General features: G+C 82.5%; 1 pseudogene. It reads right to left on the bottom strand.

Going from position 1 to position 456, the window contains the following annotated elements:
• A pseudogene (locus tag CR470_RS38435) lies at window positions 1-456 on the bottom strand (FHA domain-containing protein); the annotation flags it as partial.

The raw sequence follows: 456 nt of genomic DNA, 5'->3' as shown, positions 1-456 counted from the left end.
GACGGACGCCGGCGCGGCGGCGTCGCCGCGCTCCCCGGACCCGGGCCCCTGCCCCGGGCCGGAACGCGGGGAGCCCGGATACGGCGTCCGCCCGGAGTCATGCGTGTCCAGAGGTGGATAGGGCGGCCGGTCGGGGTCGGAGCGGTGGCCCCGGTACGGCGTGCGCCCGGAGTCGCGGGCGTCCGGCGGTGGATACGGGGTGCGGTCCGGGTCGGGGGCGCCCGCGGCCGGGTACGGCGTGCGCCCGGAGTCCCGGTGGGGGGAGGAGGACGCGGTGCGCTGCGGGCCGACGCGCGGGCCCGCGCTGAGGGTGCGCCCGGAGTTGGCGCTGTCCAGCTCCGAGCGGGCCGGGGCGGCCGCCCCGGCCCGGGGCGCCGAGGCGCCGGGCTGGGCCTCCGCCGTGGACGCCCAGCGGGCCATCAGCGAGGCCGGCGTGGCCCGAGCCAGGCCCAGCTC

The organism is Streptomyces sp. rh34, from assembly GCF_002551245.1.
GTDB lineage: Bacteria > Actinomycetota > Actinomycetes > Streptomycetales > Streptomycetaceae > Streptomyces.
This window is presented reverse-complemented; position numbering and strand designations above follow the sequence as displayed.